The following is a 14079-nucleotide window of genomic DNA, read 5'->3' as shown; positions in this document are numbered from 1 at the left end:
ATCAATATGTTATCGCGATTTAATTGCATTAAAAAACAAGAATAATTATTTAAAATAATGGGGTCACGTAAATAAATATAGTCTAAACTTAAATTAACTTAAGAAAGTCCATACTCAAAGCGGTTCCGCTGGTATCTAAGCGGGATTTATTCAGATTTTAAAAACACACTATCAAGTATTGGCTTTGATCTGTTTTGAAACAGCAAAGTTTATTTCCTGCTTTTTGGACGCCGCACCGCTTATATTTTTTGTACCATTCTACAAGCCAGTGATGGAGGTTCTATGAAAAAGATAGTTTTGGTTCTGGTATTAATGCTGTTTTCATTTTGTACCTTAGGGCAAGAGAGGGTTTCAATGCATCTTGATGATGCATCATCGGCAGCAATTTCCACTGAGGTAAATAAAAGAGGGCACAATAGTCAATGCCCAACGGATCAAGAAGAAAATGATGATGATTGGTGTTGTGAGGTATGTTGCAATCCCGCGTGTGCGGGTTGCTAGACATGAAGTTATCATTAATCTTTTACTTAGCAGCAAGGGGAGCGCTGGCTCCCCTTGCTGAACATGATTCGCAATACAATAAATTAATTACACTGCACTTTAATGGCCAGGCCGCCACGGGAGGTCTCGCGGTATTTAGCATTCATGTCTTTGCCGGTTTCGAACATGGTTTCGATAACTTTATCGAGTGAAACGCGCGGCTCACTGGTGCGGCGCATTGCCATACGTGCTGAGTTAATCGCTTTTACTGAGGCAATCGCATTACGTTCAATGCATGGCACTTGCACCTGACCTGCAACCGGGTCACAGGTTAGGCCCAGGTTGTGTTCCATACCAATTTCAGCCGCGATACACACTTGAACTGGGCTGGCACCCAGTAATTCAGCCAGACCGGCCGCTGCCATTGAGCAGGCCACGCCCACTTCACCCTGACAGCCCACTTCAGCACCAGAAATTGATGCATTCATTTTATACAGAATGCCAATAGCTCCGGAGGACAGGAAGTAGCGGATGAAGATTTCAGGAGTAACCGGCTCGATAAAGTGGTCGTAATAAGCCAGTACCGCTGGAACAATACCACAAGCACCGTTGGTTGGTGCTGTCACCACACGGCCCCCTGCGGCATTCTCTTCGTTAACCGCCAGTGCGAACATATTTACCCAGTCAATGACATTCATTGGGTCATGGGAAAGTTTATCTGAGGAAACCAACAGACGGCGTAATGCTGAGGCACGACGTGGTACCCGCAGTGGGCCGGGCAAGACGCCTTCAGTGTTCAGACCACGATCAATACAGGCCCGCATCGTCTGCCAAATTGCCGTGAAGTAGGATTCAATCTCTTCTTTGCTGTGCATCGCCAACTCATTCTGCATCACCATACCGGAGATAGACAGGCCGGTTTGCTCGCAGTTAGCCAGAATTTCTTCGGCTGAATGGAACGGGTAAGGGACGCTAACGGCATTCACCGCAGCTTTGCCGAAATGCTCTTCATCCACGATAAAACCGCCACCGATGGAATAATAGGTTTTGCTAAGCACTTTCTCATCACCAGCAAAGGCGTGGATCTGCATACCATTTTCATGCAGTGGCAGGTTATCACTACGGAAGACCATTCCACCTTCACGGGGGAAGTCCACTTCATGCAAGCCATTGGCCAACATCAATTTTTGGCGTAATTCTACATCACGAATAAAAGCGGGGATGCTGTCGATATCCACGGTATCTGGCATATTGCCAGCCAATCCCATAATAATAGCGATATCGGTATGGTGACCTTTCCCGGTCAGTGACAGTGAGCCGTAAACATCCACGGCGACACGCGTGACTGATGGCATTAACCCTTGAGTTACCAGCAAATCAGCAAACTCTTTGCCGGCTTTCATTGGTCCAACAGTGTGAGAACTGGATGGGCCGATGCCAATCTTGAACATATCAAAAACACTAATCACGCTAAAACTCCTTAACAAAGCTTTTTGTTATTCCCTGTACATATGAATGCGCCAAAGAATATTTACATTAAGTATAAGAGCTCTGTGGATAGCTGCAGGTTACTTCGTATTGAGTATTGCTATCACAGAGCCTGTTAATTCGGATCCTACTGGTGTTGGCAGTATTAATTTGATACCGCAACAATGACATATCGCTATCAATTTGTGATTATCACTATCGGGTTTTAACCTTACTTTTTTAGTGGTTTATAGTGATGAAAGATATTTTACAGATATTTCATAACGCTGACAGGGCAATTTACAGTTTTTTTAAAATGGTTGTGCGGGGAAAGTAGAGTAAAAATCGATGTGATGGGGTGATAGAGATCGCTTTATGCTGTAATTCAGCTTTTTTAGCCTTAAAGCTGTGAAACGCATCACTCATTACCCATGAAGTTAATATGGCTTTAGCGTTAAATACTGACCTGCTGCGCCAAACGGCGAATAATCGCTGCCGTCAGTCCCCAGATAAATTGGTTTTCATACCATGAAAGATAAACCCGGTGATTGACTCCTCCGCGATGAATATCCAGCCAATAGTAACGTGATAGCCTAAGTGCTTCGTACAACGGGATTTCAAACAGCCCGGCGACCTCTTCTTCATTACCATGAAAGGTAATATTGGCAGGAACCAGGCCGACAATTGGCGTGACCTGAAAACCACTGGAACTGTCGAGTGGGGCCAGTTGCCCTAATACATGTACAGCGGATGCCGGAATAGCCACTTCTTCCTCGGCCTCCCGCAAAGCCGTTTCAATCAGTGAGCTATCTTGTGGATCAGCTTTGCCGCCGGGGAAGGCAACCTGGCCGGCATGTTTGCGTAAATGATCTGAGCGCCGGGTCAGCAGCAATGTCGGTTCAGGCCGACAAACAATAGGAATTAATACCGCAGCATGGTGGCTATTGGCAGAAAAACTGCCAGGTTGCGGCTGTTGTAGCTGGAATCGGCTGATAAATTCAGACAAAGTTTGCCCTGATTGACTCACCAATTGGTCACTCACAGAATCGCTCACTTATTCATCATCTTCCAGTAACGGCAGTATTCGGGCAATTTTATCAAATGTTTCCTGATATTCAGCCTGTTCCTGACTATCGGCCACAATGCCACCGCCCGCTGAGCAATATATCTTGCCGTTTTCAGTCAGCAGCGTACGGATGGTGATGTTGGTGTCCATGGTGCCGCAGCAACTAATATAGCCAATGTTGCCACAATAGGCATTGCGCCGTTGGGGTTCCAGTTGCTCAATGATTTCCATGGCGCGAATTTTTGGCGCGCCGGTTATCGACCCTCCGGGGAAGCAGGCTCGCAATAATGCTGTTGGTGGCGATTCGGCGGGCAGGGTTGCGGTAATGGTGCTGACCAGATGATGTACCGCTGGGAAAGGCTCGACGACAAACAGCTCGGGCACGCGCACACTTCCCGGTTGCGCGACCCGGCCAATATCATTGCGTAACAAATCAACTATCATCAGGTTTTCAGCGCGATCTTTCTCGGAGTTGGCTAACCGCTGTGCTTGTAACTTATCCTGTTCAAGATCATCCAGTCGCGGCAAGGTGCCTTTGATAGGGCGAGTTTGAATGCGGTGATTTTCCAGCCATAAAAAGCGCTCTGGTGACACACTCATAATGGTGTTTTGTGGCAAACGAATAAACGCCGAAAAGGGCGCTCTATTACTGCGGCTCAATGACAGAAAAGCTTGCCATTCATCACCTTGATATTCTGCGCTGAATCTCTGGGTTAAATTAATTTGATAGCAGTCGCCGCTATGCAGATATTCCTGAATTTGACGGAATTTTTCGCCATATTGCTCTCGTGACATGTTGGCCTGCCACTGGCTGGTTAATTTAAATGGCAGAGTGACTGCTGCACATTTTTGTTGCTGTAACCAACGCAGGCGCTGGTCTGCATCGCCGTGGCACACCAGTGTCAGTTTTTGCAAATGATGATCGGCAATTAATGCCCAGTCGTAGAGGCCGACAGCCATATCCGGCAAGGTGATATCTTGCTCAGCCAGCACCGGTAATGTCTCGACACGTCGCCCTAAATCATAACCAAATAGCCCTAATGCGCCGCCTAAAAACGGCAGGTCAGGGTGGGGGGATATTGGGCGGAGAAATTGGTCCAACTGTTGCTGTAATAAAAAGAAAGGGTCTTCACCGGAGAATTCCTGGCCTTGCGCACTGATTATCTCTGTTTGCTCGCCCCGCGTGGTAAGGGTCACTCGCGGATCAGCGACCAGAATATCAAAGCGGTTATGGGTATGTTCAGCAAATCCGGAATGCAACAACATGGCCCAGGCTTGATGAGCGAGTGGGGCAAATTGTTGAAGCAGGGCATCAGGCTGATAAGGCAAGGTTTTGCAGGTCAGGGATTTCACACTCATGAGTCACTATTCTTTTCTTTGGGTAGCCATATTAGGGATGTAATGGTATTTTCGCCATCCGCGGCGGGGAAGATTAGCATAAATTACCCTATGTTTGTGACTGCTGATCGGTGGCACTCAATTCACCTCAGGCAACAATAAACAGGTATACTGAATCAATTATAGGTAGGAGATGAATCAATGTTAGCGGGTATGCCTTCACTTTCTCATGAGGAACAGCAAGAAGCTGTCGAACGTATTCATCAATTCATGTCGGAAGGGATGAGTAGTGGTGAGGCGATTGCCTTGGTCGCCGCAGAAATCCGTGAGCGCCACCAGAATGATCCACAAGCCATGGCTATCTTTGAAGATACTGACTTTGATGAACATGATGAGTCTGATTATCGTCGCGATAATGAGCAGGATGCGGACGAAATAGAAGACCCATACGAGGGGTAAGTCCCCAGCGTTTAGCTGTTCCAGCCCAATAAACCCGCCGAAATAGCGGGTGAGGTTAATAACAAAGTGCCCGTAACGGTGAAAACAGGCAGATCGTAAAGACGCCGTAAACCCCTCCCTGGGGGCTCGAACCGCGCCATCCGTGGCGCGGACGCTTTACTCTTCCACCTGTCTTCACCTTGCAAGATCGCGTTGTCGAGGTTTGTTAGCTGTCTGACCCGCCGAAATGACAGGTTATTCATAGGTAACTGATTATTTGCCTGTCACGACGACCGCGCTCGCGGCACGTTTTGCTATCTCGATCGCCGTATCAGTGTCATCTGCTACCGCCAGCGCCACTCCCAACCGCCGTTTACCGGTGATATCAGGCTTACCAAATAAACGAATCTGGGTATCACCCACCAATGCCGTTTCTAACCCATGATAAGTAATATTGTTACTAGTCAATTCAGGCAGAATGACCGCCGATGCTGCCGCGCCATACTGACGAATCGTGCCGATAGGCAAGCCGAGAAATGCCCGCACATGCAAGGCAAATTCAGACATATTTTGCGAAATCAAGGTCACCATGCCGGTATCATGTGGGCGCGGTGAAACTTCGCTGAAAATAACCTCATCGCCACAGACAAACAGTTCCACGCCAAATAACCCATAGCCACCTAGCGCTTTGACAACCTGTGAAGCAATTTCTTTTGCCCGTGCCACTGCGACATCACTCATCGCCTGCGGCTGCCATGATTCACGGTAGTCGCCATCTTCCTGGCGGTGACCAATAGGGGCACAGAAATGGATGCCATCAACAGCACTGATGGTCAGCAAAGTGATTTCAAAATCAAAATGCACTAATCCTTCGACAATCACTTTACCACCGCCCGCCCGGCCACCTTGTTGCGCGTAATCCCATGCGGTCTGAAGTTGCTGCTCACTGCGAATCAAACTCTGGCCCTTACCGGAAGAACTCATCACCGGTTTGACAATACACGGGTAACCTATCTCACTGACCGCCTGACGAAATGCACTCTCGGTATCAGCAAAACGGTAGCTGGAGGTCGGTAATTGCAGCGTTTCTGCGGCCAGCCGACGAATACCTTCGCGATTCATGGTCAGGCGAGTGGCTTCGGCGCAGGGCACAACTTTCTGGCCCATGCTTTCTAACTCAACCAGCATATCGGTGGCGATAGCTTCAATTTCCGGCACGATATAGTGCGGTTTTTCCTGCTCGACCAACTGTTTGAGTGCAGCGCCATCCAGCATGTTAATCACATGGCTACGATGAGCAACATGCATCGCGGGTGCATCTGCGTAGCGATCAACCGCAATCACTTCCAGCCCCAGTCTCTGGCATTCAATAGCCACTTCTTTGCCCAGCTCGCCAGAGCCAAGCAACATGACACGGGTGGCGTTCGGACGCAGAGCGGTTCCAATAGTCAGCATAGTTAGGTACCTACATCAGTGTTGAAGTTACACCGTAACTTTATGCACGGTGAATTTTACGGGCACAAGTATAGGGTAAAACAGCAACGAAAACGATTGCGTATTGGCAGCAAAGCAGAGAATCACGCCATTTTACCGGTATCGATGCAGTATAGTTCCGGCAATGGCCCTATCTCTGGTATTATCGCGGCAAAATCTTGCGCTCGCCTTCAGGCCATCGCTGCCATTCCATCCAGTTATAAGAGTTACTGCCGTGAGCACAACTTCCTTTTCTTCCCTGACACTGCCTGCTGAGCAGTTGTCCAATCTTAATGAACTTGGCTATACCGAGATGACACCGGTACAGGCCGCAGCATTACCGGCAATCCTCAATGGGCAGGATGTGCGGGCAAAAGCCAAAACCGGCAGCGGTAAAACTGCGGCATTCGGCATTGGTTTGCTGGACAAAATTGCCGTCGGTGAGTTTGTGACTCAGGCCCTGGTGCTGTGTCCAACCCGCGAATTAGCTGATCAGGTCAGCAAAGAGTTGCGTCGATTAGCACGCTTTACTCAGAACATTAAAATCCTGACCCTATGTGGCGGCCAGCCGATGGGCCATCAGTTGGATTCTCTGGTGCATGCCCCGCATATCGTCGTCGGCACGCCGGGGCGTATTCAGGAGCATTTGCGCAAGAAAACGCTGGTACTGGATGACCTCAAAATTCTGGTGCTGGACGAAGCCGATCGCATGTTGGATATGGGTTTTACCGATGCCATTGATGATGTGATTGCCTATACCCCGCCACAACGCCAGACATTGCTGTTCTCCGCCACTTATCCGGCCGGTATTGAGCAAATCAGTGCGCGGGTTCAGCGCCAACCGGTGAATGTTGAAGTTGATGATGGCGATGAAGCGCCAGCTATCGAGCAGGTGTTTTTCGAAACCACTCGCGAAAAACGGTTGCCGTTGTTGATCTCGGTACTTAGTCACTACCAGCCGGCCTCTTGTGTGGTGTTTTGTAATACCAAAAAAGATTGTCAGAGCGTCTACGAAGCCCTGGAGTCCCGTGGTATCAGTGTGCTGGCATTACACGGCGACTTAGAACAACGTGACCGTGACCAGGTATTAGTACGTTTTGCCAACCGCAGTTGTCGGGTACTGGTTGCCACGGACGTTGCCGCCCGTGGTCTGGACATCAAAGATTTGGAGCTGGTGGTCAATTTCGAACTGGCGTTTGATCCGGAAGTGCACGTGCACCGTATTGGCCGTACCGGGCGGGCAGGGATGAGTGGCCTTGCCGTGAGTCTGTGCACGCCACAAGAGATGACGCGCGCTCATGCCATTGAAGATTATCTGCAAATGAAATTGAAATGGACGCCAGCCGAGCAGGTGAGCCGCAGTGCTAACACCATGCTGGAACCTGAAATGGTCACGTTATGCATTGATGGTGGTCGTAAAGCTAAAATTCGCCCTGGCGATATTTTGGGTGCGTTAACCGGTGAAGCCGGTCTTACTGCTGCGGATGTGGGTAAAATCGATATGTTCCCCGTCCATGCTTATGTTGCTATTCGCAAGGCCAGTGCGAAACGCGCGCTACAGCAGTTACAGCAAGGCAAAATCAAAGGCAAAAACTGTAAAGCTCGTTTATTAAAATAATCACAGTGGAGAGCGATGGCGGTTGCGTCGCCCCAATAAATCATATTATACTGTGTTTATGTACAGTAATCTGTAAGTGAAGAGGACGTGTATCAATGGCCGTTGAAATAAAATTCGTCGTGGTAAGACAGGGTGAGGAAAAAATGACTTTCACAACCAAAAAAGAAGCCGATGCCTACGATAAAATGCTGGATTTGGCTGACAATTTGTCTGAGTGGTTGTCGCAGTCACCCTTAACTCTTGAAGAAGAGCAACGCGAGGCCTTGAGCTTCTTCCTGGCAGAGAACAAAGATGCATTAGGGCAAATTCTGCGTGGTGCCAATCCCACGGTCTCTGCTGAGGCGCAACCCAAAGCGAAAGTTGAAAAAATCGCCGCAGAGAAAAAATCCAAATCTGAAGAAAATCAAGCGGCTTAATCTGCCTGATTTCGGCAGAAAGTAAAAAAGGGATCTAAAATGAATCGTGAAATCACCTTCTTTCGCCGGTTTGAGGCGGATATTCTGGCTGATCGTAAAACGATCACTATCCGGGATAGCAGTGAATCCGATTTTCGCCCAGGCGAAGTCCTGCGCGTCTGTCGCAATGAAGACGGCGTATTTTTCTGCAACATCTTGGTCAACTCTGTCACGCCAATCACCCTGGATGCCCTGACAGAACGCCATGCGGAGCAAGAAAATATGTCATTGGATGAACTGAAAAAAGTGATTAAGGATATCTATCCGGGGCTGGAGCAGTTTTACGTGATTGAATTTACTCGGTGTAATTAAATAGTGTTAATGCTTTGATTCCGTAGCGCTATTCACTCGGTAACCCCCTTTCAATCATTGCTCCGGCCATAGGATAGAAATAATAATATCTGGAGGAATGATGAGAAAGACAGGACTCGCCTTGATAGTGACCAGCGGATTGCTTGGTGTTATCAGTCATGTACAGGCTCAGGAACCGCGGGTAGCAAAAGTCCCTGCTTGTACCGGGTTAGACCCATCACAGGTTGCGGCGCAAGTTAAACGGGATTTCCTACAAAACCGAATAACGCGTTGGGAAGCGGATAAAAAAGGGTTAGGAACTGATAGTCCGGTCGTTTGGATTAGCACAGTAGACATTACTGGCAAGGATGATGTTTGGCAGGTTCCACTGACCGCTCGGGGCAAAAAAGGGGATAAAACCTACCAGGTCGTGCTCGACTGCAAGGTTGGCACTATCACCTATACCCTGCCAATGTGACTCCGCAACTCTGGAATAAATAATCATGCCCAACAGGTGCTGGCAATAACATATCCTGCACCTGTCTATCATTTTGTTTAGCCTTGAATGAGCTCTCCTCAACTCAATAATAAGGCTATGTCGCTGCTTGGCATCGCCATGTAATCGTGTCACTCTCGCGGTAACGAACACAGATGGATACTTCAACTAATGACCACACCCCCAAAGGCAGATAAACGCCCTTATCCGATGACGATGCACGGTGATATCCGTACAGATGATTATTATTGGCTACGTGATGATGAGCGCACTGACGATGATGTTCTGAACTATTTGCAAGCTGAAAATGAGTTCACCGAGGCGGTGTTAAAGCCACAGCAAGCGCTGCGTGAAACCTTGTATCAGGAAATGGTTTCCCGTATTCCGCCACAAGAAGAGTCTGTTCCTTATACCCGTAATGGCTACCGCTATCAAACGCGTTTTGAACCGGGCAATGAATACGCCATTTATGTGCGCCAACCGGTTTGGGCTGATAGCAGTTGGGAAACATTATTGGATGGCAACCAACGCGCTGCGGACAGCGAGTTTTATACTTTGGGCGGGCTGGATGTCAGTCCGGATAATCAACTACTGGCTGTCGCTGAGGACTTTTTATCGCGTCGTCAATATGATATCCGGGTAAAGCATTTACAAAGCGACACCTGGCAAGAGGAAGTGATCAGCAATACTTCGGGCAGTTTTGAGTGGGCGAATGATTCGAAAACACTGTATTACGTGCGGAAACATGAAAAAACGCTACTGCCTTATCAGGTCTATCGCCATGTGGTGGGAACAGATCCGGCATCAGACCAACTGATTTATCAGGAAACTGACGATACATTCTATGTCAGCTTGGAAAAAACCACGTCTGAGCGCTTTATTGTCATCCATCTCAGTAGTACCACAACCTCTGAAATTTTACTGCTGGATGCCGACCAGCATGAGCCGCTACCGCAGATGTTCGCGCCACGCCGTAAAGACCATGAGTACGGATTGGATCACTATAAGCAGCATTTTTACATTCGTTCGAATAAAGAGGGTAAAAACTTCGGGCTGTATAAAATCGCCGAAGCCGGGAAAACACTGGCTGATTTTGCTGATGAATCTCAGTGGGTGTCATTAATTGCGCCCAGAACAGAGGTTATGTTGGAAGGCTTCAGCCTATTCCGCGATTGGCTGGTGGTAGAGGAGCGCAGTGAAGGGCTGACACATTTACGGCAAATTCACTGGGCCACTCGCGAAGAGAAATCAATTACTTTTGATGACCCTACTTATGTGACCTGGCTGGCGTATAACCCAGAGCCGGAAACTGAACTGTTGCGCTATGGGTATTCGTCCATGACCACGCCAAGCTCCATGTATGAGCTGAATATGGATACCGGTGCGCGCCAGTTGCTCAAGCAGCAGGAAGTCAAAAACTTCACACCAGAAAAGTATCGCAGTGAGCGGATTTGGGTTACTGCATCGGATGGTGTCAAGGTACCGGTTTCTTTGGTTTATCACCGCGACCACTTTGCCCGCGGGGGTAATCCGCTGTTGGTCTATGGCTATGGATCTTATGGCAGCAGCATGGATCCTGCATTTAGTGGCAGTCGTTTAAGTCTGCTAGACCGTGGTTTTGTCTTCGCCTTGGCCCATATTCGCGGTGGTGGTGAGCTGGGGCAGCAATGGTATGAAGATGGCAAGTTGCTCAATAAATTGAACACATTCAATGATTTTATTGATGTAACCAAAACATTAGTTGCCAAGGGCTATGGCGATGTGAGCCGTGTTTTCGCCATGGGCGGCAGTGCCGGTGGCTTGCTGGTGGGGGCGGTGATTAATCAGGCACCTGAATTATACAAAGGTGTTGTGGCGCAAGTACCATTTGTTGATGTTGTCACCACTATGCTGGATGAATCTATTCCCCTGACGACCGGCGAGTATGATGAGTGGGGCAATCCAAACGATAAGGTTTATTACGATTACATCAAGCAATACAGCCCATACGATCAGGTTAAAGCTCAGGATTACCCGCACATGCTGGTGACTACTGGGTTGCACGACTCCCAGGTTCAATATTGGGAACCGGCAAAATGGGTCGCCAAACTGCGGGAAATGAAAACTGATGATCATCAGTTATTACTTTATACCGACATGGATTCGGGCCATGGAGGTAAATCTGGGCGTTTCAAAGCTTATGAAGATATTGCTTTGGAATATGCTTTCATTCTCTCTCTGGCTTGATTCACACAGGCTTACTCGGCCAGATAATATGTCAGGGTATGGCGCATATCGGGTGTAAGGTCGGTAATTGAGGTTAGCATCCAACGCAGATAGTCCGGATCTTGTCGGGCTATCTGTGCAATACTTTTCCCCCGATACTTTCCGAACTTAAATGTCGACAACAACTGCGGTTGCTGCGTGATTTCCACCATCTGCTCAGCGCTCCACCCAGTATCTCGCATGATACGTTGCAACAGTGCTGCGGTGACATAGCAATCATACAAAGCGCGATGCGGATAAAGATTATCCGGCACTGAAACATTCAGGCGTAAGGCATAACGCAGATATTGATTGCTGTGCTTAATATCAGGATAGAGCATGCGGGCCAACTTTAGCGTGCAAATCCATTGACCGCCCATCTCCGGTAATACACCGCGGTCAAAGGGGGCGTTATGGGCGACATAATAAGGGCTACCTTGATACTTTCTGACGGCAACGGCAATCCGTGGTTTACCTTCCACCATTTCTTCCGTGATATGGTGAATGACCATGGCATCAAGGCTGATTGGCCGGTCTGGGCTAACCAAGTCACTCATTGGGTTACTCAACGCTCCATCCATCACATCAATGGACGCGATTTCGACAATACCGCCCTCCAAGCCACAAGTCTCGGTATCGATGACACGGAAATACATGCTTTTCCCCTGTAATGCTTAACTCTTGGCAACAAAAAACCCGCCTGGCGTGGCGGGTTGACTGACGAGACGAAAAATCCGTTATTCTGCACTAGTAGATGATGACTTTTTAGCGCGTTTCTCAGCTTTTTTCTCAGCTGGCGTTTTTAGTGGCTTTTTCTTCGCGTTCTTTTTGCTGTCCATTCCCTTACTCATGGCTTGCCTCTCTTTACCTTCGGTTAGGTTGGTACGCCTACCTATTAATCACCTAATCAGGATGAGTTGCAAGGAAAGAAAGCGCAGTTCTGATTAGTTTATTGTTTAATAAGCAAATTATTAAATATCTACAACCCTTATTACTGCTTAATGGTTGTGATGTAGCACCTCAAAATCAATTAACTTATGGTGCAATTATCATCGGTTGATGGAATTAATAGACTGATTAGCGTAAATGTCATGTTTTATCGTTGACCCTGAGGGTCGTATAGGATTTGATAACTTTAGTGTCTTAACAAACATGGAAAAATAATGGAACAATTGCGTGGGCTTTATCCAGCGTATGAACCTTACGATAGTGGCTTACTAGACACGGGAGATGGTCACCAGATTTACTGGGAACTTTGCGGTAATCCTGAGGGTAAACCCGCGGTATTTATTCATGGTGGCCCTGGTGGTGGGATCGCGCCTTATCACCGGCAACTTTTCAACCCAAAGAAATATAAAGTATTACTGTTTGATCAACGCGGCTGTGGGCGGTCCAAACCTCATGCCAGCCTGGATAACAACACGACCTGGCATTTAGTCGATGATATTGAACGGCTACGTAAAATGGCCGGTGTCGATAAATGGTTGATATTCGGAGGGTCGTGGGGGTCAACTCTTGCATTGGCTTATGGTGAAACCCACCCAGATCGGGTTAGCGAGATGGTTTTACGCGGGATATTTACGCTGCGTAAAAAAGAGTTGGATTGGTATTATCAGGACGGCGCTTCGCGTTTTTTCCCCGATAAATGGCAGCGTGTGTTATCTATTTTATCACCAGAAGAGCAGGGCGATGTCACTGCGGCTTACCGCAAACGGCTAACCTCACCTGACAAGGCGGTACAATTAGAGGCGGCCAAAATTTGGAGTCTGTGGGAGGGCGAAACTGTCACCCTGTTGCCAGCCAAAAGCGCGGCGTCCTTTGGTGAAGATGACTTTGCTCTGGCATTTGCTCGCATTGAAAATCACTATTTTACCCACTTGGGTTTTTTGGATAGCGATAATCAACTGCTGGATAACGTCACGCGCATTCGCCATATCCCGGCGGTGATTATTCATGGGCGATATGATATGGCTTGTCAGCCACAGAATGCATGGGATTTAGCCAAAGCCTGGCCGGAAGCCGAATTGCATATTGTCGAAGGTGCAGGGCATTCCTTTGATGAACCGGGTATTTTGCACCAACTGATTCTTGCAACTGATAAATTTGCCCGAAAACTCTAGTCGTTGTCGCCGATAAACTCCCGCAGACCCTGTGCGGGAGCCTTTTGCTCATGACTTCATTTTGGGTTCATATGGCAAGCGAGAGAATTTATTGGATTCACTACGGTAGTGTGCCAGCCGTTGCAAAAAGTACTCTCGTAGCTCATCAGGTTGCTCTCGTGCAACCATTTCAGGGATGACGGGCATATTGTAGCGCTCTTTAAATGCGACACCAGAGGCGGCCAGATCAACATTCATTTTTGCTGTTTCTTCGTCCGAAAGCTCAGCCAGATTATATCCCATTATCTTCTCCTTCGTGCTGCGTAGGCAGTTATGGCGCAAAAGGTAATGCAGTGGGCAGATATTGGCAAGTGGGTAATGTGGCCCAACAATACCTAATTAAAACTTTTTTCCGTGAAATAATATTAACCTCAACACCCAAGGTTATTATTTATCGCAGTATTCCTTAAATAATAATCATTCTTTTTAGTATCGCGGCGTTAATGTAAATGATTCTTATAACAATTAACTTCATGATTAATTATTATTTTTTATCTTAAAAATCAATTGAATAAATAATTTACTGTTTTTATCGAATATTAATGTGAATAGGG

At 47.7% G+C, this 14079-nt stretch carries 15 protein-coding genes; 9 read left to right on the top strand and 6 right to left on the bottom strand.

Features of this window, described 5'->3' with window-relative positions; genetic code table 11:
- Positions 1–282 precede the first annotated feature (282 nt).
- Positions 283–501 (top strand): ST-I family heat-stable enterotoxin, encoded by a 219-nt coding sequence (locus HU019_RS19260; protein WP_174847450.1) that lies wholly within the window; start codon positions 283–285, stop codon positions 499–501.
- A gap of 83 nt (positions 502–584) precedes the next feature.
- On the opposite strand, the gene HU019_RS19255 is transcribed toward HU019_RS19260, so the two are convergent.
- The 3 genes from HU019_RS19255 to pabB form a co-directional block, all read right to left on the bottom strand.
- Entirely contained in the window at positions 585–1949 is a 1365-nt protein-coding gene (locus HU019_RS19255; RefSeq protein ID WP_174847451.1) for an L-serine ammonia-lyase, read from the bottom strand.
- A 452-nt stretch (positions 1950–2401) separates the two neighbouring features.
- Entirely contained in the window at positions 2402–3001 is a 600-nt protein-coding gene (locus tag HU019_RS19250; RefSeq protein ID WP_174847452.1) for a CoA pyrophosphatase, read from the bottom strand.
- Complete coding sequence (pabB, locus tag HU019_RS19245) at positions 3002–4372, bottom strand: aminodeoxychorismate synthase component 1 (protein WP_174847453.1); 1371 nt, start codon at positions 4370–4372, stop codon at positions 3002–3004. It lies immediately after the preceding gene.
- 180 nt (positions 4373–4552) lie between these two features.
- Here pabB and HU019_RS19240 point away from each other — a divergent pair, with 180 nt between their 5' ends.
- Positions 4553–4810: a YoaH family protein gene (locus tag HU019_RS19240; protein ID WP_005163637.1), complete on the top strand. Its 258-nt coding sequence runs from the start codon at positions 4553–4555 to the stop codon at positions 4808–4810.
- Between the two features lie 252 nt (positions 4811–5062).
- Here HU019_RS19240 and purT read toward each other — a convergent pair whose 3' ends face one another.
- Positions 5063–6244: a formate-dependent phosphoribosylglycinamide formyltransferase gene (gene purT, locus HU019_RS19235; protein ID WP_174847454.1), complete on the bottom strand. Its 1182-nt coding sequence runs from the start codon at positions 6242–6244 to the stop codon at positions 5063–5065.
- 18 nt (positions 6245–6262) lie between these two features.
- Between purT and HU019_RS19230 the strand changes: the two genes are divergently transcribed.
- The 6 genes from HU019_RS19230 (at position 6263) to HU019_RS19205 (ending at position 11348) form a co-directional block, all read left to right on the top strand.
- Positions 6263–6538: a hypothetical protein gene (locus tag HU019_RS19230; RefSeq protein ID WP_174847455.1), complete on the top strand. Its 276-nt coding sequence runs from the start codon at positions 6263–6265 to the stop codon at positions 6536–6538.
- Positions 6498–7880 carry an ATP-dependent RNA helicase DbpA gene (gene dbpA / locus HU019_RS19225; RefSeq protein ID WP_005163615.1) on the top strand — a complete coding sequence of 461 codons (1383 nt, stop codon included), beginning with the start codon at positions 6498–6500 and terminating at the stop codon, positions 7878–7880. Before HU019_RS19230 ends, dbpA begins: the two co-directional genes overlap by 41 nt.
- 95 nt (positions 7881–7975) lie before the next feature.
- Entirely contained in the window at positions 7976–8296 is a 321-nt protein-coding gene (locus HU019_RS19220; protein WP_174847456.1) for a YebG family protein, read from the top strand.
- A 39-nt stretch (positions 8297–8335) separates the two neighbouring features.
- Positions 8336–8647 carry a N(4)-acetylcytidine aminohydrolase gene (gene yqfB, locus HU019_RS19215; RefSeq protein ID WP_174847457.1) on the top strand — a complete coding sequence of 104 codons (312 nt, stop codon included), beginning with the start codon at positions 8336–8338 and terminating at the stop codon, positions 8645–8647.
- A 100-nt stretch (positions 8648–8747) separates the two neighbouring features.
- Positions 8748–9104 carry a protein YebF gene (yebF, locus tag HU019_RS19210; protein ID WP_174847458.1) on the top strand — a complete coding sequence of 119 codons (357 nt, stop codon included), beginning with the start codon at positions 8748–8750 and terminating at the stop codon, positions 9102–9104.
- Positions 9105–9293: 189 nt separating this feature from the next.
- Positions 9294–11348, top strand: coding sequence for a S9 family peptidase (locus tag HU019_RS19205; RefSeq protein WP_174847459.1), 2055 nt, complete (start codon positions 9294–9296; stop codon positions 11346–11348).
- A gap of 11 nt (positions 11349–11359) precedes the next feature.
- Here the strand turns inward: HU019_RS19205 and exoX are convergent, their stop codons facing one another.
- A complete protein-coding gene (gene exoX, locus HU019_RS19200; RefSeq protein WP_174847460.1) occupies positions 11360–12022 on the bottom strand; it encodes an exodeoxyribonuclease X in 663 nt (220 codons plus the stop codon).
- Between the two features lie 507 nt (positions 12023–12529).
- On the opposite strand from exoX, the gene pip reads away from it, so the two are divergent.
- Positions 12530–13486: a prolyl aminopeptidase gene (gene pip / locus HU019_RS19195; protein ID WP_174847461.1), complete on the top strand. Its 957-nt coding sequence runs from the start codon at positions 12530–12532 to the stop codon at positions 13484–13486.
- Positions 13487–13534: 48 nt separating this feature from the next.
- Here pip and HU019_RS19190 read toward each other — a convergent pair whose 3' ends face one another.
- Complete coding sequence (locus HU019_RS19190) at positions 13535–13768, bottom strand: DNA polymerase III subunit theta (protein ID WP_004389928.1); 234 nt, start codon at positions 13766–13768, stop codon at positions 13535–13537.
- Positions 13769–14079: the final 311 nt, after the last annotated feature.

Source organism: Yersinia artesiana (assembly GCF_902726545.1).
Classification (GTDB): domain Bacteria; phylum Pseudomonadota; class Gammaproteobacteria; order Enterobacterales; family Enterobacteriaceae; genus Yersinia; species Yersinia artesiana.
Note: the sequence above shows the minus strand (reverse complement) of the source record. Positions and strands in the feature narration are given on the sequence as shown.